This is a genomic window from Paraglaciecola sp. (assembly GCF_039964565.1).
Taxonomy (GTDB): domain Bacteria; phylum Pseudomonadota; class Gammaproteobacteria; order Enterobacterales; family Alteromonadaceae; genus Paraglaciecola.
The window spans coordinates 1-18,703 of the sequence record NZ_JBDVXF010000043.1; the positions used below are offsets into that span (position 1 = coordinate 1).

At 41.3% G+C, this 18,703-nt stretch carries 16 protein-coding genes; 9 read left to right on the top strand and 7 right to left on the bottom strand.

Annotated features, from left to right (window positions below; all coding sequences use genetic code 11):
* Nucleotides 1–454: 454 nt before the first annotated feature.
* The 3 genes from ABJK37_RS18260 to ABJK37_RS18270 form a co-directional block, all read right to left on the bottom strand.
* Nucleotides 455–1,207 carry an FKBP-type peptidyl-prolyl cis-trans isomerase gene (locus tag ABJK37_RS18260; RefSeq protein WP_348356926.1) on the bottom strand — a complete coding sequence of 251 codons (753 nt, stop codon included), beginning with the start codon at nucleotides 1,205–1,207 and terminating at the stop codon, nucleotides 455–457.
* A 197-nt stretch (nucleotides 1,208–1,404) separates the two neighbouring features.
* Nucleotides 1,405–3,495, bottom strand: a complete 2,091-nt coding sequence (gene fusA / locus ABJK37_RS18265) for an elongation factor G (protein WP_348356928.1) — start codon at nucleotides 3,493–3,495, stop codon at nucleotides 1,405–1,407.
* 181 nt (nucleotides 3,496–3,676) lie between these two features.
* Nucleotides 3,677–4,693: a GGDEF domain-containing protein gene (locus ABJK37_RS18270; protein ID WP_348356930.1), complete on the bottom strand. Its 1,017-nt coding sequence runs from the start codon at nucleotides 4,691–4,693 to the stop codon at nucleotides 3,677–3,679.
* A gap of 189 nt (nucleotides 4,694–4,882) precedes the next feature.
* On the opposite strand from ABJK37_RS18270, the gene ABJK37_RS18275 reads away from it, so the two are divergent.
* Nucleotides 4,883–6,313 carry an alpha/beta hydrolase gene (locus ABJK37_RS18275; RefSeq protein ID WP_348356932.1) on the top strand — a complete coding sequence of 477 codons (1,431 nt, stop codon included), beginning with the start codon at nucleotides 4,883–4,885 and terminating at the stop codon, nucleotides 6,311–6,313.
* A 117-nt stretch (nucleotides 6,314–6,430) separates the two neighbouring features.
* Entirely contained in the window at nucleotides 6,431–6,904 is a 474-nt protein-coding gene (locus ABJK37_RS18280) for a cytochrome c (RefSeq protein ID WP_348356934.1), read from the top strand.
* Between the two features lie 41 nt (nucleotides 6,905–6,945).
* Here the strand turns inward: ABJK37_RS18280 and ABJK37_RS18285 are convergent, their stop codons facing one another.
* The 4 genes from ABJK37_RS18285 to ABJK37_RS18300 form a co-directional block, all read right to left on the bottom strand.
* Complete coding sequence (locus ABJK37_RS18285; protein ID WP_348356936.1) at nucleotides 6,946–7,629, bottom strand: cytochrome b/b6 domain-containing protein; 684 nt, start codon at nucleotides 7,627–7,629, stop codon at nucleotides 6,946–6,948.
* Between the two features lie 80 nt (nucleotides 7,630–7,709).
* Nucleotides 7,710–11,057, bottom strand: coding sequence for an amidohydrolase family protein (locus ABJK37_RS18290; protein WP_348356938.1), 3,348 nt, complete (start codon nucleotides 11,055–11,057; stop codon nucleotides 7,710–7,712).
* A gap of 250 nt (nucleotides 11,058–11,307) precedes the next feature.
* Complete coding sequence (locus tag ABJK37_RS18295; protein WP_348356940.1) at nucleotides 11,308–13,530, bottom strand: GspE/PulE family protein; 2,223 nt, start codon at nucleotides 13,528–13,530, stop codon at nucleotides 11,308–11,310.
* Nucleotides 13,531–13,680: 150 nt separating this feature from the next.
* Nucleotides 13,681–14,820 carry a HupE/UreJ family protein gene (locus tag ABJK37_RS18300; RefSeq protein WP_348356942.1) on the bottom strand — a complete coding sequence of 380 codons (1,140 nt, stop codon included), beginning with the start codon at nucleotides 14,818–14,820 and terminating at the stop codon, nucleotides 13,681–13,683.
* 514 nt (nucleotides 14,821–15,334) lie between these two features.
* Between ABJK37_RS18300 and rpsJ the strand changes: the two genes are divergently transcribed.
* Genes rpsJ through rplV form a run of 7 tightly spaced genes read left to right on the top strand, consistent with a single transcriptional unit; the run spans nucleotide 15,335 to nucleotide 18,698 of the window.
* Nucleotides 15,335–15,646 carry a 30S ribosomal protein S10 gene (gene rpsJ / locus ABJK37_RS18305; protein ID WP_006012796.1) on the top strand — a complete coding sequence of 104 codons (312 nt, stop codon included), beginning with the start codon at nucleotides 15,335–15,337 and terminating at the stop codon, nucleotides 15,644–15,646.
* 17 nt (nucleotides 15,647–15,663) lie between these two features.
* Complete coding sequence (rplC, locus tag ABJK37_RS18310) at nucleotides 15,664–16,302, top strand: 50S ribosomal protein L3 (protein ID WP_348356944.1); 639 nt, start codon at nucleotides 15,664–15,666, stop codon at nucleotides 16,300–16,302.
* 18 nt (nucleotides 16,303–16,320) lie between these two features.
* Nucleotides 16,321–16,926: a 50S ribosomal protein L4 gene (rplD, locus tag ABJK37_RS18315; RefSeq protein WP_215926751.1), complete on the top strand. Its 606-nt coding sequence runs from the start codon at nucleotides 16,321–16,323 to the stop codon at nucleotides 16,924–16,926.
* Complete coding sequence (rplW, locus tag ABJK37_RS18320; RefSeq protein WP_215926753.1) at nucleotides 16,923–17,225, top strand: 50S ribosomal protein L23; 303 nt, start codon at nucleotides 16,923–16,925, stop codon at nucleotides 17,223–17,225. The genes rplD and rplW overlap by 4 nt, the downstream gene beginning before the upstream one ends.
* Before the next feature lie 14 nt (nucleotides 17,226–17,239).
* Nucleotides 17,240–18,064: a 50S ribosomal protein L2 gene (gene rplB, locus ABJK37_RS18325; RefSeq protein WP_215926755.1), complete on the top strand. Its 825-nt coding sequence runs from the start codon at nucleotides 17,240–17,242 to the stop codon at nucleotides 18,062–18,064.
* A gap of 15 nt (nucleotides 18,065–18,079) precedes the next feature.
* Nucleotides 18,080–18,355, top strand: coding sequence for a 30S ribosomal protein S19 (gene rpsS, locus ABJK37_RS18330; protein ID WP_014107406.1), 276 nt, complete (start codon nucleotides 18,080–18,082; stop codon nucleotides 18,353–18,355).
* 10 nt (nucleotides 18,356–18,365) lie between these two features.
* Complete coding sequence (gene rplV, locus ABJK37_RS18335; protein WP_348356947.1) at nucleotides 18,366–18,698, top strand: 50S ribosomal protein L22; 333 nt, start codon at nucleotides 18,366–18,368, stop codon at nucleotides 18,696–18,698.
* The last annotated feature ends 5 nt before the right edge of the window (nucleotides 18,699–18,703 follow it).

Here is an 18,703-nt window from a genome sequence, read left to right on the forward strand (position 1 = left end):
TACCAATCCATCCTAACAATTGATCGCTCAGCGAGGTTTAAAATCACCTAATCAAGGCGTTCGAATGAAGCAATAGTTATTCTATTGTAAGTTCGAGCAACGCAGAGTAGGTGCTTTTAAACCTCGCCCAAAGGGAGAACATCAGCGACTTTCACTCTTCGTTCTAGTCCTTTGAAAGGGGGTAGCCATTCCTGCAGGACTACGCCTCGATTGAAAGTCGCTGGTGTTCTCTGAGTGACTAATTGATAAGATGAATTGGTATTAGCTGAGCTACGGCATCATTTCCGATAAATTTAAGTGAGTTGAATAGCCAACTAACTAGGTTTGAAAGCCGGTTATGTAGGTCTAAGATACTTATTTGAAGCACTACTGGGAAGGGGGTTACATTTTCGTCAAGCTGTTTTATTAAAGTGAAAGCCTCACACAGCTGGAGGCAAGGCTTTCAATTAACTCATTATTTTATTTCGATTAGTTCAACTTCAAATAACAAAGTGGCATCAGGGCCGATAGTTGGACCGCTACCTTTCGCACCGTATGCTAGGTCCGATGGGATAGCCAGTTCAAATTTGTCACCTACATTCATAAGCTGAAGGGCTTCTACCCAGCCTTTGATTACGCCTGTCACTGGAAATTCAGCCGGTTGTCCTCTTTTATAAGAGCTGTCGAATTCGGTACCGTCAGTTAATGTACCAGTGTAATGAACTACAACAGTTTTATCTGACGTAGGCATTTCACCGTCACCCGCTACGATTTCTTTATATTGCAAACCGCTTTCAGTTACGACAACGCCTTCTTTTTTAGCATTGGCTTCAAGATAGGCAAGGCCCGCTGCTTTATTCTTAGCGCTGGCTTCTTGTTGCGCAAGTAGTTGTTTCTCTTGGGCTTGTTTCTGAACAGTTGCTACTGCTTCTTGAATTTGCTCCTGAGTTAAACGTGGGTCTGCACCAGACATTACATCATTAACTGCCAAAACGAAGGCGTCAACATCCAAAGAAAGTTCATCGTTTTTAAATTGACCCGCTAAGTTTGTTCCTACTATATAGCTTAATTTTTGCTCAAGCGTGGTTAAGGCGGTATCAGTTGCAGCGTCGCCTGCAGCCTCAGGAGCTTCTGCTGTTTTAGATTCTGGTGTTGCTGTTTTGTCGTTGCCACATGCAGCTAAAAATAAAGAAGATGCTGTCAGAAAAGCAAGGGTGTTTAATTTCATGTATTTTTCCTATTTTGGGATGGGATTAATGGGCGTAGATAAACTGACCTATTAATTTAAAATCATAAAGAGCAGAATTATTTATGTCATAGCTACCATATGGTGCCGAGTCACAGTATTCAAGCCTAAAGGGAAGATAAGATCAAAAAAGCCCCATTAATTCATATTAATAGGGCTTTTAAAATCAATTAAAGAATTTACTTCTTAGCAGCTTCACGTTCTTTGGTTTCTGCAATTACTTTCTCTGACACATTTTGTGGACAAGGATTGTAATGAGAGAATTCCATTGAGAACTGACCACGACCAGAAGTCATAGTACGTAAGCTTCCGATATAACCAAACATTTCTGCAAGTGGGATATCAGCTTTAACACGTACACCTGTAGCGGCAGCTTCTTGATCTTTTATCATGCCACGACGACGGTTTAAGTCACCAATAACGTCACCAACGTGATCGTCAGGCGTAAACACGTCAACTTTCATGATAGGTTCAATCAACTGAGGACCAGCCTTAGGAATTGATTGACGGAACGCGCCTTTAGCAGCAATTTCAAAGGCAACGGCTGATGAATCAACTGCGTGGAATCCACCGTCGAATAATTCAACTTCAACGTCTAGTACTGGGAAGCCAGCTAGAACACCAGTATCCATCATGCCAGCAAAACCTTTCTCGATAGCTGGGAAGAATTCTTTAGGTACGTTACCACCAACAACTGTTGAGGTGAAAGTAAAACCAGAATTTGGCTCGCCAGGCTTGATACGGTAGTCGATTTTACCGAATTGACCAGAACCACCAGACTGTTTCTTATGAGTATAAGAATCTTCAACTTCTTGAGTGATAGTTTCACGGTAAGCAACTTGAGGTTCACCAACTACTAAGTCAACACCATAGGTACGCTTAAGGATGTCTACTTTGATATCTAAGTGAAGTTCACCCATTCCTGAAAGGATGGTTTCGCCTGAATCTTGGTCAGTTTCAACACGGAAAGTAGGATCTTCAGCCACCATTTTACCAATAGCGATACCCATTTTTTCAGTTGAACCTTTATCTTTTGGTGTAACAGAGATAGAGATAACTGGCTCTGGGAATACCATAGCTTCAAGGATGATTGGATCTTTAGGATCACACAAAGTGTGGCCCGTTTGAACGTTACTCTTCATACCTACAATCGCGATGATGTCACCAGCTTGAGCTGAAGATAATTCATTACGGTCGTCAGCTTGCATTTCACACATGCGCCCAATACGCTCTGTTTTACCAGTCGCAGCATTTAAGATTGTGTCACCTTTCTTAAGAGTACCAGAGTAGATACGCACGAAAGTTAGTGCACCAAAACGGTCATCGGTGATTTTAAAGGCTAATGCTTTAAAGGTTTCTGCAGGATCAACAAGTGCAAATTTGCCAGTAGGCTCGCCTTCTTCATCGGTAAGAGGTTGAGGATCAACTTCTGTAGGTGAAGGCAAGTAATCAACTACAGCGTCAAGAATAAGTTGAATACCTTTGTTTTTGAACGCCGAACCACAATAGGTTGGGAAGAAGTCCATCGTACGTGTACCTTTACGAATACAGCGTTTAATGTCTTCCATTGAAGGCTCTTCACCTTCCATGTAAGCCATCATTAGGTCATCGTCTTGCTCTACAGCAGTTTCGACTAACATTTCACGATATTCTTCTACTTTATCTACCATGTCCGCAGGAACATCTTCAATTTTGTAGTTTTCTGGAAGACCAGTGTCATCCCAGATGTATGCTTTGCGAGTAAGCAAGTCAACCACCCCTACAAAATCATCTTCGATTCCGATAGGTAGAACCATCACTAGTGGGTTAGCAGCTAGTACGTCTTTAGTTTGTTTAACTACGCGGTAAAAATCAGCACCCATACGGTCTAATTTGTTTACGAAGATAATACGCGCAACTTCTGAGTCGTTCGCATAACGCCAGTTAGTTTCTGATTGTGGTTCAACACCACCAGAACCACAGAATACACCGATACCGCCATCTAGCACTTTAAGTGAACGATAAACTTCAACTGTGAAGTCAACGTGCCCAGGAGTATCAATAACGTTGAAGCGGTGATTGTCCCAAAAACAGCTAACAGCTGCTGACTGGATAGTAATTCCGCGCTCGGCTTCTTGTTCCATGAAATCGGTAGTAGATTCACCGTCATGTACTTCACCAGTCTTATGAATTTGACCAGTAAGTTTAAGGATTCGTTCTGTAGTAGTTGTTTTACCCGCGTCAACGTGGGCAAAAATACCTATATTTCTGTACTTTGCTAAATCTGTCATTGTTCCAACTTCAGTCTGAGTAAAATTTGCGCGGGATTATACAAGAAATTTTACGTTGATGTTGTTTTTCTTTTGTATAAAAATCAGCTAAATAGAAAAACTTACTTTTTAGTGGGCTTGCTGGGACGAAAATATACAAGGGATAGAGGTTCGCCTTTAAGTGTAAAAATGAAATGAATTTTTAGGTTATTGGCATGACTCGATTTCGTCCTAAACGTTTAGCTTCATAAAGTTGTTTGTCGGCTTTTTCAATAAGGGCCAGTGGATTCATGCCTTTAGTCAGTTCAGCCACCCCTATGGATGCCGCGATGTCGCCTAATATCTCGCCACTTCGTTTGTCTTTTACCCCTATTTTTTCAATCGCTTTACGCATTGATTCGGCTAATCGTCTTGCTTTAACTAAGTTTGAATTAGGCACAATTATAGCGAACTCCTCTCCGCCAAAACGGAAAGCTTGAGCACCATCCCGACAACCGGCTTGGAGTTTTTTTGCTGTGGCTTTCAATACTAAATCACCCATGACATGGCCGTAGTTATCATTAATTTTTTTGAAGTGGTCGAGATCAACCAATAATAAACATAAATTGGGTTGTAAAGACTGAGTCGCTAACTCTTCGTCGAAATAACGGCGGTTACATAAACCAGTAAGAGCATCATATAAAGCCTCATGTTGACTTTGCTCAAGTTGACCTCGTAGCGCTGCAATTTCTTTTTGTGCCTCGGTTAAGGCTGCGTTAAAACTAATGGTACTTCGCCGAATGTTTTGTGTATCTTTTACTAAATTGCGCACTAAGGCCATTACTTCATTAACCGATAGCCCTTCTTTTTCTACTTTCGCGAGGTCATCAACACATGTGTCCATCGTTTCTTTAAAACTAGTGGTTTCTGAGCGGGTGTCTTGCAACGATTGAGATAATTCAACTAGCATGGCTTCCACGGATTGGCGCAAATCCCAGGCCGAGACTTCTTCAGTTTCTGCTAAATAAGTGCGATACAGTTCCTTGGTTTTGGTCTCTGAGAGTTGTAATTTGTTTTCTATTACATAATCGACTGCTGTCTTTAACTCCGGTGATTCGTTGGCAACGTAGGTATACCAAAGTGCATAATTGGTAGGGATGGCAGAAATCTTATGTTTCAACAAAAGTGGAATAGTTTGTTTTAATGTGGCGAAAGATTTTTCTAAATTATTGTCTGCCATTAAATAAGTCCTTTATCTACAGTATTTTTAAGAACCATTAATATATCTAAGGATATAGGTTTATGCGCTTATTTTTACATGTTGTCGGTGTGAAGCTTAGATGTCGATTAACAATCGCTTAACTTGACATGATACTAACTCATCTTTAATTTAAAAGTCATCTATTGTGCTACTGGTGTGACAGTTTTTATGGGCCATTTTAAAGTTGTATTCGTTTACTTTGTTATTGCCTATAACAGCTATGCACAGGATAAAACAGACGGCAACGAAGTAGTTCAAGCACCGATAGAGCCTCTGCCAGTCCATTGGCAACAGTCGCGAATTAATGAACCCGTTTTTGATGGTGTTGTGCATGTAGTTGAAACGGGGAAAAAATATAAAAAAACTATTATTTTAGTGCACGGTCTAGGATACAGCGGACTACGTGATTGGCTAGGTGTGATTCCGCAACTAGAATCTGAGTATCATGTCATCGCGTTGGATTTGCCTGGATTTGGGGAGTCCGATCCCACATCGCTGCAGCTAGCACCACGACGTTATGCACAATTACTCAAGTGGTTGATCCCCCAGTTTTCAACACAACAAGTAACATTAATTGGTCATTCAATGGGAGGGGCAATCAGTTTACGCTTTGCGTCAGAGTTTCCTGAAATGGTCGAGCGCTTAGTCATGGTAGATACCGCTGGGGTGCTGCATCGCTCAGTATTTGTGCGGCATATGACACAAATGCCGGATCGGTATGAGTGGTTAGCAAAATACCAACAGCAGTTTGATTTTGTCGATACGGCTGTCAGTAGGTTTAATCGGTTTATTGATAGAGTCAGTGGGTCGATGCTTAGTCGCTTAGATAGACTGCCAGATCCTACTCAAGTACTACTAAGCAATGAATATGCGCAACAATACGTATATAAGGATCGCCCTACCTTAAATGCGGCTATTGGGCTTATTAACGAAGACTTTTCGCAGGCCTTGGATAGTCTTGCGGTGCCAACGCATATTATTTGGGGGGAGTTTGATAGAGTTGCACCGCTTAGAACAGGAGAAATACTCCAGTCTAAAATAACCCATGCTGAGTTAAATATTATCCACGAGGCTGGCCATGTGCCAATGAAGGATAAGCCTAATGAATTTATGCGCAAACTAAATTATGCGTTAAATAGCCCTCCTTCAAAGAAACAAAATTCAAATACTGTAGAAACTAAGCAATTACCTACTCTTACATGTAATAACCAAAATGAACGGTCTTACAGTGGACACTATGCTTTTGTTTATATTAGCGGCTGTAGATATGTCACTTTGTCTGACCTCTATGCCGAGCAGATTTATATTGAAAACTCAGAAGTTACTATGCAGCATGTTGTAGGTAAGTCAGACAGTTTAACTATGGAAGTGATTGACTCTTTTGTCACTATGACAAACGTGCGATTACAAGGAGAGACTGCGTTGAGAGTTAAGGGCAGTACCGTTGACGCGGCGGGTTCTGAATTCACAGGTGCAACTCTACCTATTCAAGTGGTGTCTGATTCGCTTATTTATTTGTCAGTAAGCAGCCAACACTACAAGGGTGAATTTCAATATCTACACGGAATGTCGCAGGGAAATAGTTACAAACTGAGGTAAATATCAAGGTCAATTATCAGTCTACAAGGTGGTTGCTCTTAAATAATAGGAATGCACAACAAAAAACAGTTATCATCGTTCTATATACAATTACCCCTAACTTTTGGAGAAAGCAATATGATGAAAAAAGCGTTAGCGATAATAATAATAGGTTCAGCTATGTTAAGTACATTTTCTGTCGTTGCAGAGCCGGCCAAATCGGCTAAACAAGCCAAAGATGTCACAGAGTTTAGACAAGCAATTTTTACACTTGTTAAAAGCAATGTTGGTATTTTAGGCGCAATGAACAAAGGTGCTATCCCATTTGACGCGGAAACTATGCAAACAAATGCGATGCGTATCGAACAGTTATCTTTAATGTTGCAAGACTATTTTGCAACCGATACATCTGGTTTTGATGTTGATACCGCAGCCCTAGATAAAGTTTGGAAAAACAAAGCCGACTTTAACGACAAAATAAATGCTTTAACTCTTGCGGCAAACAACTTAAACAAAGTAGCTAAAGCTGGTGATGCCAGTAAATATAAGCCTGCTATTGGACAGGTTTTTAAAAGCTGTAAAGGTTGTCACGATAACTACAAAGCAGACTAAGCTTTGCTAATGGGTTTGCAGCACAACTGCAAACCCATTGATTAATAGTAATATCCGTCATCTATTGGAGGCGGGTTTATTTCGACTAGCCAATAGATAAATACCGCCACTAAACACATGATCACAATCGCTTTAACAAGTTGAGAGTGTGAAATACTGTCTTTTGTTGAGACTGTTTTTTTACCGTCTAACATGGGTTTTATTAGATTGTGTTTCAGATAAAACAAATACCATCCAATCGCCACCAAATGTAATCCAATGATAGCTAATAAAAGATCGAAAATATTATGGTGTAACCACTGCATCCATTGTTGTAAATCATCGCTAGCACTGTCGTAATAAGGACCTGTATATAGAATGTCGTCTGACGTAAATAATCCACTAATGGCTTGTAAACCCACTAAAATGATCACCGCAGGTAATATCAGTCCACCCACAGAGTTGTGACCGATACTGAAGGCATGTTGTTTTGAGGCGATGCTTTTTAAATACGCCAGCATAGTTTTAGGACCTGCAATAAAACTACTAAACTTAGCGTATTTAGTCCCCAAAAATCCCCAGATAAGCCGGAATATAATGAGCCCCAGCGTAAAATATCCAATATAGAAATGGATATCCATGGCATCTTCCAAAACTTCAGCTGTTAGCCATTGCCCAAATAAGCACAACACTAACAACCAGTGAAATAATCTTACGGGAATATCCCAAACTAAGTTTCTTTGCATATTTAGAGATTCTTATTTTTCAAATTAGGTTATTTAAACACAATACCTTAACAAAACGTTGCTAAGGTATTCTAGAGAAATTAATGCACCCAATGATGCTTTTGTGCCTTAGCGTCTATGGCTTGTTGTGTCTCTTTAGGCATAAACAACTGATTATTGTTTTCAAAGAAAAACGCTTTACGTTGCTCTTTCTTATCCACTTCATTCATGGTTGCAGTCTCATAAACACGGCCATTTAAAACCGTGTATTCAACAAATTCACTACGAGTGATATCTTTGAGAACATCACCGTCAATAACTATCAAATCGGCGATTTTCCCCACTTCGATACTGCCTATTTGTTTGTCCATTCCTAAATGAGTGGCGCCGTCTATTGTGCCACCTCTAAGCGCTTCCCAAGGTGTAAAACCTCCTTGATTCATTATCCATAACTCCCAGTGAGAAGCTAATCCCTCACGCTGACCATGTGCACCTATATGTACACTTACGCCATTATCACGTAAGGTTTTCGCATATTCAGCCACAGTGACATGGTTATATTGGTTTTCTGGAGCGGTAGGGCGTCGTATCGAACGTTTGTCTACCAAAAAGCTAGGTGTATAGCGCATTAAACGTGGATTTTTCCAGACTTCGGTTTTGTCGTAAAAGTACTCTTCACCCATCATTCCACCATAAGACACCACAAACGTTGGGGTGTAACCAAATTTAGTGGCTGACCATAACGCCGTTAAATCATCATAACCTTTGGCAATAGGTAATGAATGTTCTAAACCAGTGTGTCCGTCCACTAACATTGTTATATTTTGTTGCAGTTTACCGCCGCCTTCTGGCACTACCATCATGCCTAGAGCTTTTGCCGCAGCTAAAACCTGTTGGCGGGTATCCCGTCTTGGTTGATTGTAACTTTTAACAGAAATAGCACCTGTGTCTTTTAATCGTTGCATGTGAAATAAAGCATCATCGTAACTATTGATAATTGCTTTGTACCCTAAGCCTTCAGCACCGTATAAAATAGTACCAGTTGAATAAATGCGTGGCGCCAAGATTTCTCCGGCTTTTTGTAATTCTGCCGCAGAGAAAATTTCTGTGGTGTCATTAGACGGATCGTGAATAGTGGTCACCCCAAATGCTAGATTTGAATACATGCTCCAGTTTTGCTGAGGTATAATTTCATAACTACCCTGTGAACCATGAGCATGTGCATCGATAAGCCCTGGTAGTATGGTTTTTCCCTTAGTATCAATCAGTAATGTTTCATCGGGGATTGATACTTCACCCGATTTACCCACTTCGATTATTTTATTGTCTTGGATTAACACTACGCCATTTTCTATCACTTCACGTTGTCTATTGGCGTCTCTCATAGTAACGACAGTGCCACCGACTAATGCTTTATAACCTGATGGTTTGTCGGATTTATGTTGGAACGATAAATTAATTCCTTCAGTGACTGGCTCAGGTAATTTATCTGGCGCGCCTTCTAAAAACGCAAAGGCATCTTGTAACTTGCGTTCATAGAAAATTGCACCGTGGTACCAACTCACAGCTTGGTTATCGGCGTTCCAAGTCAGAAATTCTCCAGCGCGGCTCGATATTTGTTTAACTGGTAATGAAGACATTTTCGGGCCAATTTTGACGCGTTTACCTGTATCGACAAACGGCGCAATATAGGCATTGTATTGATAGACAAACGCGACCCATTTTTTGTCGTGTGAGAGGCGATACTCCGTGACTTCATTGGCACCATACAAATGTTCACGTTTATCTTCGCCGTTTAAGTCGACACTCACAAGCTGGCTTTCCGCATAACTACTTCCCGGAACTGAGGTGGTTAAATACACGCGTTTATTGTCACCAGAAAAATGAGGAGCAGAGCCAGATTTGGCAATACGTTTATTGGTTTTGTTTTCTACATTGAGTACGTAAATTCCTGGGTCGACAGAATATTCAGGGCTAAGTAAGTAGCCGCCCGTCACTTTTTTATAGGTAACTAATTTACCGTCGATGGAAAAAGAAGGAGAAATGTAATGACCTGGCGTGGTGGTTAATGTTTTACCTTTTCCTCCTCGGGCTCGCACCATTTTTATACTGCCTAACTTCTGGTCGTGCCAAGTGGTGTAAAGGATAGACTTGCCATCATTGGAATAGCGAGGGTAAAGCTCTTCATGATCGTTTTGTTTAGTTAATCGTTTAGTTTTACCTGACTTAATATCTTTAACGTAAAGTTTACCTAAAGCTTGAAATAGTATGCTTTTCCCATCGGGAGATTTTTGGGCCCAACGGGTCATTTTTATAGGGAAATTATCGGGAGCAACATCTACATCAAAGCGCACGGCGTCGGCGTATTGTAGTTCAGTTTGAACATTCACCTCTATTGTGGCCACAGATAAGTCTTTAACGTTTAATTTATGGAAAGTACCCGCTGTCCAGAAAACGATATGTTTAGAGTCGGGAGTCCAGTCAAAATAAGCAAAATAGCCCTCAGAGCCAAATCCCTCCTGCATGTCACGTTCGAGATCCATGTATAAAGGCGTTTCCATACCTGTGGTTAAATCCTTTACAAAAAGTACGGTTTTTTCTTTTACTCTGCGGATAAATGCGAGGTGTTTACCATCTGGAGAGGGAGTGGGAACCACCGCTCCACCTGTGCCACTTACAAAACGCTCTTCTTCACCCGTTGCTAATTCGTAGCGGGTAATGGCAAAAATGCCTTTTAAGGGGTCACGATTATAACTAAAGGTGCTTCCAGCAGTTATGTCTTGGGTGAAATACAAATATTTTCCGTCAGGTGAGAAAGCCGGATCGGCGATATTTTTTTGATCTTTTTTACCATTTACTCGCTTTTTAATCGGCAAACCGTCGCCGCCACTATGATGATAAAGCCAAATTTCTCCAGCTGGGATGCTTCGACTCGACATTATTCCTTTGCTTACTGCTATGTATTGACCGTCTGGGCTCCACTTGGGGGAATGGATAAGGTTATGCTTTTCGATACTGAGTTGTTTTAAGTTGGTACCGTCTTGGTTCATTACCCAAAGGTTAGATAATCCGCCACGGTCTGAGATAAAAGCGATTTTCTCTCCATTGGGGCTAACGGCAGGGTGTATATTCCACGCAAAATCTTGAGTAAGGGCTTTGGATTTTCCACCTTTTATATCAGTGATATAAATATCTCCAAGCATATCAAACACTATACTTTTACCATCAGGAGCGACGTCTAGGCTAGACCAAGTAGTTTTGTTTGTATCGATAGATACCGTTGCTAAATCAAGAGGTGGATTTAGGACATCCCAGTCTTGATTTTGTTGCGCTGGTTCTGCAGATAATGATTCTTCATCTTGTTCGGTTTGGCTAAATGTCAAAAATGAAACGCATAATGCAGAGGTTATTCCGGCCGCACGCAGCAGGTTTTTGTTGAAGGATGACATATTGAATTCCCTAGTTTTTATAGATTCTTTCGTGGGTTTATATTGACGTTAAATAAATGTCGTGGAATCAAAGTACAATATCACTATGGCTTTTATCTACAAGTGAAGGGCTTGAAAATGTCTCAAACTGATTTAAGCGCGCTGTATAGGATCCAGCACAGCCCATTTTGTTCTGATTTAACACCCTAAACATTGATAAAAAACACTATTTTATAGGGCGGTAACAGTGCATGTATAGTGAGTCAAATAACTATCCGGTGCCGCTAATAATTTGAATTTGCGGAATATCTGTATCACCTTTAATTACTTTTAGAATCCCGTCTTGGGTGAGTGTTCGCATGCCGTCAGCCATAGCTTGGTCTTGCATGTCATGTACTGACGCTTCTTTATATACTAAAGAACGTAACTCTCCAGTCATGGATAATAATTCATGTACGCCGGTTCTGCCTCTATACCCAGTATCGCCACACTCATCACAACCCTTGCCTCTGTATAGCATGAGAGGCTCTGGTAGATTAAGCTCTTCAATATATTCTTCGCCATATTGACGATTAATAAAGGCTAAGTCCGTTTCGCTTGCTGGGTATTTTTCTTTGCAGTTCGGGCAAATTGTTCTGATCAATCGTTGCGCTAAAATACCCACACATGCGTCTGAAAAGTTGACAGGATCAAGCCCTAAGTCTAACAGCCGAGAAATAGTTTCTGGAGCAGAGTTGGTATGTAGTGTAGAAAATACTAAGTGCCCAGTCAGTGACGCTTCAATACCGGCATGTGCGGTTTCTTTATCACGCATTTCACCAATCAGTATTATGTCGGGATCAGCACGTAAAAAAGCGCGAAGAGCATTGGCAAAAGTAAAGCCTATTTTGGCACTGACCTGAACTTGTTGTAAGCCCGGCTGGGTTATTTCAACAGGGTCTTCCGCAGTCCAAATTTTCTTTTCTGGTGTATTAATATGGCCTAGTACCGCATGCAAGGTGGTTGTTTTACCCGAACCAGTCGGTCCTACTACCAACATAATCCCATGGGGTTTTTGTACTAGTTCAAGAATTTTTTCATGATTTCGTGGGGATAAGTTTAATTTGCTCAGTGGCATAGCACCCCCGGCAGCCAGTATCCTCATTACCACGCCTTCACCTGCTATGGTGGGGATGGTCGCTACCCGCACTTCAATAAGTTGCCCCGACATTCTAAACGATAATTTACCATCCTGAGGTACACGCTTCTCTGCAATGTTCAGATTTGACATGATTTTAATACGAGCAATAACAGCACTGTGATGAGATGCAGGCACTTGTGTGACATCCCTACACACTCCATCTATGCGCATACGTACTCGGGTTGGCGCGTTTTTTTCGGGGTCAACATGAATATCCGATGCATTAAGACGTTTGGCATCATGTAACACTCGACTCACTAGCCTCACAACAGCAGGTGCATCGTCTGACATTTCATCAGTTTGTTCGTCTAATTCGTCAGCACTGGTACCAATTTCATCGAGGATCTCATCCATTGCACCAGGACCCGCACCTCCACCGGCGGCTTCCCCTAAATATTGCAGAATAATATTAGGCAAACTCACTGATATTTCGTAACTATCTATCCCTAAAGCACTTTCAATTTCCATTAGTAAAGTGGCGTTATTAGGCTCAGACATCAACACAATGGGATTTTCATTTACATCAGCTAATACCGCTACAAAATTGCGCTTTAAGTAAGATAAATTAAGCTTACTGTCGCTTTGATACAAATGATATTTATCAGGTAAGTAGGCTAAATAAGGTACTTGGAAGTGAACCGATAAAGCGTTACCTAAGTCATCTTCTGGTACTCGGTGTTCAGATGTTAAGCGTTGTACTAACTGGCGACTATCATGACTGGTTTCTTGTAGCTTTTTTAATTCTTTGTCAGCGATAAGATTGCGATGCACTAAATAATCAAAGGGTTGACTGGTTCCACCTAATTCATAACGAAACTTTCTTCCCATAATTTCTGCGATAGCATTGGCAAGGGCAAGGTCATCTTCTGTAAAGGCAGCCTCTTTTTTATTGATGATCTGCATCACGCCCATCAGTACACCTGAATCAAGGATAGGAATGCAAATAATGTTACGAGTCTTAAAGGTTGAGCCTTTGTCGAATTTATCCGCAAAGTTAAGGCGCTTATGAATACTCGCTAGTTCTTCTTTATTATATGGGTCGCTGATTATCAGAGGTAATTGACTCAACGCAACATAGCCAGCAATTGACATAGGGCTAATAGGTACTTTGATTTCCCGTGTTTCTTTACCTGTTTTAAAGCGCGCTACTAGGTCTTGATGCTGGCGACGACGTTGAAAAATACTCATACGTTCGGCATCAAATAAACCCAAAATAAAAGGTTCCAACTTATGATACGCATCCATAAGAGAGGGATACGTCTTAAGTAGCTGATTGATACGATCGAGATGATTTTGGTTAACGTCTGAGTTCATAAATTTTTTCAGTGTGCGTCTTTGCTGTTTTTCTTATAAGTATTTAAGCACTTACTATAACTGAGCATTCACTTACAGCAAACTACTTCTACTTTATTCTTAATTATCCGATACCATTGCTTCGCACTAGTTCACGCATTAATGATTATTTCAAAAGCGTTGAATACTCCAACTTAGTGCAATAAGCGCTATCATTGCTGAACCAATTTTGACTCCATAGTGTTGATACCAGTTTCGTTTACTAGCCAAAATTAGTAGCGGTAACACTATTATCAGAATCATAAGTTGCCCCACTTCTACGCCTAAATTAAAAGAGAGTATCGACAATAATTTTTGATCTCGGGCTAACCCTAACTCACCTAATACTCCGGCAAACCCCATGCCATGCAATAGACCAAATGCGAAAGTAATCCAGCCAAGCCTAATAATAATCGGCCAAATATTATTCAGCGCCGTCAGCAAAACTGAAATTGCAATGCCTAGTTCAACCCATCTACTATTTGGCACTATTAATTCCATTGCCGTCGCGGTGAGTGTAAGTGAGTGGGCTAAAGTAAATGCAGTGACTATCCAAGCCGCGTTTTTGTATACGCTCCTATTATTGGTTGCTTGTTTCCAGTGTTGTTCTTCACGACTTAAAGCACAAGTTAGTAATAAGGCTATGAGAAACAAAATATGATCTATTCCCATAAAAATATGCAATACACCTTGATAAACATAAAGTGTAAAGGTTTCCCATTGAGAGGCTTGGGTAAAATCGACCACAAAACTCTGGTCATCTTCTTTAATAACAGCACTTATAAAACTGTTGTTATTTTCGACGTTGATGAGCAGGCTATGGGCGTTATCTTCTTCAAAAATGGCACTGTAGTTTATTGTCAGTTGCTCTGATTTAATTGGGCATGACCAATTAAAGTCAGCAACCATATAATGTTCATCAAAGTGTTCGCTGACTTGCAATGGCGGTGTAAAAGTGATGACACAGTGACTTTGTTCAACCACAAAATGCATGTGTTTCTTTAAGTAACTTACGACTGCAGTTTGTTGACTTTGGATTTCCGCCAATAATAGTTGCTTAACAGTATTGTCGCCCAAAGCAAGACTTGTTTCTAAATCAGACCATCGAAGCTGGATTTGTCCTTTATTAATCTGCATATCCTTAGTATCCAGATTGAGGTAGCCCGTACTTGTTTGATGGGCACTGGCATAACCTGCTACAAGTATCCACATACTAGCGGTGATATAACGAAAAACAGCGCTAACTGACAATGCGGAGTGTGGATACTTCATTGATATTGGTTCCTTTAAAAACAATCTGACTACTGGTTAATCTAGCTTAACTTCATTTGCTACCATTTCAGAGCAGTACGCGATAGAGCTGAATAAGACGATGCGGCGAAACTAAGTATGATATCTGACCTAAAATCACAAAACATAATAAATAATTAGGTGTCATTCGAAAACCTAGGCTGAGTAACAGATATTGATTTAAATAGGATAAGCCAATAAGGCGCGTTACGTATTTTCATTACTTAAGCGGTTGCATTCTATTTATTGGTATGTATAATGCGCGCCCACTGTCCCACTAACTTGTTAGTAGCGACGTGATTAACGGGCGGTTATCTAGGTCAATTAGTGCTTGTCACTACTTTAGGTAATCTCTAGCAACAAATGTTTACATAGGTTGCACGTTGATACTAAAACAGGACCCCAATTGGGGGTTAGCAGTTTACACACATCCTCCTATCAATAGTAATTGATGGCGTGGGTGATTTTTTTTGTTCTTTCGGTTGGAGCTTAATCGATGCCAAATCAAAGAATTCGTATTCGTTTGAAAGCGTTTGATCACAAGTTGATCGATCAGTCTACGGCTGAAATCGTTGAAACTGCGAAACGTACAGGTGCTCAGGTTAGCGGTCCCATTCCTCTACCTACACGTAAAGAGCGTTACACAGTACTTACTTCACCTCACGTAAATAAAGATGCACGTGATCAGTATGAAATTCGTACACATAAACGTTTGGTGGATATCATTGAACCTACTGATAAAACAGTAGATGCGTTGATGAGATTGGACTTGGCTGCCGGTGTTGATGTTCAAATCAGCCTGGGCTAACAAGAGAGGGTTTTAACATGGCGATTGGTCTTATCGGTCGTAAAGTAGGTATGACTCGCATCTTCACTGAAGATGGTGTGTCTATTCCTGTGACTGTGATAGAAGCCACCCCGAATCGTGTTACTCAGTTACGTACTGAAGAAACCGACGGGTACAAAGCGCTTCAAGTAACAGCTGGCGATAAAAAAGCTAACCGCGTAAATAAAGCTGCAGCAGGTCATTTTGCTAAAGCTGGCGTGGAAGCAGGTCGTGGGTTGTGGGAGTTTCGTTTAGACAACAATGAAGGTGAAGGCATAGAAGTTGGCAGTGAAATTACTGTTGAAATTTTTGCTGAAACTAAATTGGTTGACGTTGTCGGAACTTCTAAAGGTAAAGGTTTCCAAGGTGCAATTAAGCGCTGGAACTTTAGCCACCAACGTAACACACATGGTAACTCATTGTCGCACCGTGCACCGGGTTCGATTGGTCAAAACCAATCACCAGGTAAAGTTTTCAAAGGTAAGAAAATGGCCGGTCAGATGGGTAACAAACGCGTAACTATGCAGTCTTTGGACGTAGTGCGAGTAGATGCTGAGAACAACCTTTTATTAGTTAAAGGTACAGTTCCTGGTGCTCCTGGCGGCGATGTCATTATCAAAGCTGCTATCAAAGCGTAACGTCTGGGGAGTTAAGTGATGGAATTAGTATTGAAAGACGCTAAAGGCGGTCTTGAAGTATCCGAAGCAACTTTTGGACGTGATTTTAACGAAGCTCTAGTACATCAAGTAGTAGTGGCATTCGGTGCTGGAGCTCGTCAGGGTTCTAAAGCGCAAAAAACACGCTCTGAAGTACGCGGTGGTGGTGCCAAACCTTGGCGTCAAAAAGGAACTGGTCGTGCCCGTGCTGGTACAATCCGTAGTCCTATCTGGCGTTCTGGTGGTGTAACTTTTGCAGCGAAGCCTCAGGATCACAGTCAAAAGGTTAACAAGAAGATGTACCGTGGTGCGATACAAAGCATCCTTTCTGAATTGGTACGTCAAGAACGTTTAATCGTAGTTGAAAAATTTGCAGTTGAAACACCGAAAACTAAAGAATTAATTTCTAAGTTGAAAGAGTTTGAACTTAAAGATGTACTTATCGTGACATCAGAAGTAGACGAGAATTTATTCTTATCTGCACGTAACTTATATAAAGTTGACGTTCGTGATGTTCAGGGCATTGACCCAGTAAGTCTTATTGCATTCGAAAAAGTATTGATGACTGCTGATGCAGTTAAACAATTAGAGGAGTCGCTAGCATGATAAATGAAGAGCGTCTACTTAAGGTGTTATTAGCACCACATGTTTCTGAAAAAGCAACGCTATCTGCTGAACTAAACAACACTGTTGTTTTGAAAGTAGTCAAAGATGCGAACAAAGAAGAAATCAAAGCAGCAGTTGAAAAATTGTTTGAAGTTGAAGTTGATTCTGTTCGTACCCTAAACGTGAAGGGTAAAACCAAGCGTCACGGTGCATCTTTTGGCAAGCGTAAAGACTGGAAAAAAGCCTACGTTGTGCTTAAAGAAGGTCAAGACATCGACTTTGCTGGCAGCGAAGGTTAAGAAGGGGATTAGATATGCCATTATTGAAAGCTAAGCCGACTTCAGCTGGTCGTCGTCACGTAGTTCAGGTTATTAACCCTGACCTACACAAAGGCGCACCTTATGCTCCTTTGCTTGAAAAGAACAGCAAATCGGGTGGTCGTAACAACAATGGTCGCATTACCGTGCGTCACATTGGTGGTGGTCACAAGCATCATTATCGTGTTATCGATTTTAAACGTAACAAAGACGGCATTCCTGCCAAAATTGAGCGTTTAGAATACGATCCAAACCGTTCTGCAAATATCGCTTTGGTATTATATGCAGATGGTGAGCGTCGTTATATTTTGGCTCCAAAAGGTGCTAAAGCGGGCGATGCAATCCAATCAGGTTCTGATGCACCGATCAAATCAGGTAATACTTTACCAATGCGTAACATTCCAGTAGGTACTACGGTACACGCTATTGAAATGAAGCCAGGTAAAGGTGCTCAAATTGCTCGTTCTGCAGGTACTTACGCTCAGATACTAGCGCGTGCCGAGGGTTATGTAACTCTTCGTTTACGTTCTGGTGAAGTTCGTCGAGTATTAGCAGATTGCCGTGCCACCATTGGTGAAATCGGTAATGCAGAACACATGCTACGTTCACTTGGTAAAGCCGGTGCGAACAGATGGCGCGGTATCCGCCCAACTGTACGTGGTGTTGCCATGAACCCTGTTGATCACCCACATGGTGGTGGTGAAGGTCGTACCTCTGGTGGCCGTCATCCTGTTTCACCTTGGGGCGTTCCAACTAAGGGTAAGAAAACACGTAGTAACAAGCGTACTGATAAATTAATCGTACGTCGTCGTAATAAGTAACAGCGAGGATTCACCATGCCACGTTCTCTCAAGAAGGGTCCATTTATAGACCTACACTTGCTGAAGAAGGTTGAGGCTGCAGTGGAGAAAGGCGAGAAAAAACCAATTAAGACTTGGTCTCGTCGCTCTATGATCATCCCAGATATGATTGGGTTGACCATTGCGGTCCATAACGGTCGTCAACACGTTCCTGTATTTGTCAGTGACGAAATGGTCGGCCATAAATTGGGCGAATTTGCTCCAACGCGTACTTACCGTGGCCATGTCGCGGATAAGAAAGCCAAGAGATAGGAAATAGATTATGGAAGCTTTTGCTAAACATCGTCATGCTCGTACCTCTGCTCAAAAGGCTCGCTTGGTAGCAGATCAAATTCGTGGTTTACACGTTGAAAAGGCCCTTGAAGTTTTGGCTTATAGCCAAAAGAAAGGCGCCGATCTAATCAAGAAAGTATTAGAGTCAGCGATTGCGAACGCCGAACATAACGAAGGTGCCGATATCGACGAATTGTCTGTATCAAAAATCTTTGTTGACGAAGGTCCAACTATGAAGCGTATCAAGCCAAGAGCCAAAGGCCGTGCTGATCGTATATTTAAGCGTAGCAGTCACATCACTGTTGTTGTGTCTGATAACTAGGAGAA

Excerpts from the sequence above, each read along its gene's own strand:
- ABJK37_RS18285 (WP_348356936.1), bottom strand. The coding sequence starts at position 7,629 with ATGCAAAGAAACTTAGTTTGGGATATTCCCGTAAGATTATTTCACTGG.
- rplC (WP_348356944.1), top strand. The coding sequence starts at position 15,664 with ATGGCGATTGGTCTTATCGGTCGTAAAGTAGGTATGACTCGCATCTTC.
- ABJK37_RS18290 (WP_348356938.1), bottom strand. The coding sequence starts at position 11,057 with ATGTCATCCTTCAACAAAAACCTGCTGCGTGCGGCCGGAATAACCTCT.
- ABJK37_RS18275 (WP_348356932.1), top strand. The coding sequence starts at position 4,883 with ATGGGCCATTTTAAAGTTGTATTCGTTTACTTTGTTATTGCCTATAAC.
- rplV (WP_348356947.1), top strand. The coding sequence starts at position 18,366 with ATGGAAGCTTTTGCTAAACATCGTCATGCTCGTACCTCTGCTCAAAAG.
- fusA (WP_348356928.1), bottom strand. The coding sequence starts at position 3,495 with ATGACAGATTTAGCAAAGTACAGAAATATAGGTATTTTTGCCCACGTT.
- rplW (WP_215926753.1), top strand. The coding sequence starts at position 16,923 with ATGATAAATGAAGAGCGTCTACTTAAGGTGTTATTAGCACCACATGTT.
- ABJK37_RS18295 (WP_348356940.1), bottom strand. The coding sequence starts at position 13,530 with ATGAACTCAGACGTTAACCAAAATCATCTCGATCGTATCAATCAGCTA.
- rpsS (WP_014107406.1), top strand. The coding sequence starts at position 18,080 with ATGCCACGTTCTCTCAAGAAGGGTCCATTTATAGACCTACACTTGCTG.
- rplB (WP_215926755.1), top strand. The coding sequence starts at position 17,240 with ATGCCATTATTGAAAGCTAAGCCGACTTCAGCTGGTCGTCGTCACGTA.
- ABJK37_RS18270 (WP_348356930.1), bottom strand. The coding sequence starts at position 4,693 with ATGGCAGACAATAATTTAGAAAAATCTTTCGCCACATTAAAACAAACT.
- ABJK37_RS18280 (WP_348356934.1), top strand. The coding sequence starts at position 6,431 with ATGATGAAAAAAGCGTTAGCGATAATAATAATAGGTTCAGCTATGTTA.
- ABJK37_RS18300 (WP_348356942.1), bottom strand. The coding sequence starts at position 14,820 with ATGAAGTATCCACACTCCGCATTGTCAGTTAGCGCTGTTTTTCGTTAT.
- rpsJ (WP_006012796.1), top strand. The coding sequence starts at position 15,335 with ATGCCAAATCAAAGAATTCGTATTCGTTTGAAAGCGTTTGATCACAAG.
- rplD (WP_215926751.1), top strand. The coding sequence starts at position 16,321 with ATGGAATTAGTATTGAAAGACGCTAAAGGCGGTCTTGAAGTATCCGAA.
- ABJK37_RS18260 (WP_348356926.1), bottom strand. The coding sequence starts at position 1,207 with ATGAAATTAAACACCCTTGCTTTTCTGACAGCATCTTCTTTATTTTTA.